This window comes from uncultured Formosa sp., from assembly GCF_947500765.1.
Lineage (GTDB): Bacteria > Bacteroidota > Bacteroidia > Flavobacteriales > Flavobacteriaceae > Formosa.
The window spans coordinates 1-747 of record NZ_CANMTH010000054.1; the positions used below are offsets into that span (position 1 = coordinate 1).

General features: G+C 32.4%; 1 protein-coding gene. It reads left to right on the forward strand.

The window, feature by feature from the left end; genetic code table 11:
* Nucleotides 1–279: 279 nt before the first annotated feature.
* On the forward strand, nt 280–651 hold the full coding sequence (locus Q1B05_RS18575) for a hypothetical protein (RefSeq protein WP_299782958.1): 372 nt from the start codon (nt 280–282) through the stop codon (nt 649–651).
* Nucleotides 652–747 lie beyond the last annotated feature (96 nt).

Sequence of the window (747 nt, forward strand, 5' to 3'; positions counted from 1 at the left end):
GCTAACTTCTGATTTTCCTGCGGAAAATCCTCGCTCGCAAAATCGCACTATCCATACACAAAACCGTTGGCAATAATATAAACCGAACGCAATGCATCCAATTCTAATACTGACATTTTTAATTATTGCCTTTTGGTCAGTAATAACAACATTTAGAGCAATCTATCTGATTTTGACAAAAGAGTTTAAAGGAGACAAAACAACTTGGGTTTTGATTTCAATGATTGGAATTATTGGTCCAATAATATGGATTACAAAAGGAAAAAAACTTCTTTCTAAATGAAATACAGTATTCCAGATAAAAGAGAATTGACAAAATCCGAAATTGAATTTCTGACTTATCTGTTTGGAAAAGAAAAATCGGAATGGATTAATTTAATTGAAAATCTGAAAGTTATTGCGAGATGTGGTTGTGGAAAATGTCCGACTATAATATTTGGAAAAACATTTGACTCGGAAATTCAAAAAGGAAATTTAATAATAGAATACGCTGGAAAAGGCAAAAACGGAGAATTGATTGGAATATCTGTATTCGGAACTGACGAAATGCCGACTGAATTGGAATTTTACTCAATAGACGGAGAATCGGAAATTAAAGAAATGCCGAAAATTGAAACTCTGAAATCTACAACGGAAAATCTAACCGAATAAAAAATACTATTGCCAACAACGTGTATAATTAATTGCTTTGGCAAGTGCTTATTTGGAAAATTCCTTCGGAATTTTCTCGCGTTCGTTTTTGTTTAC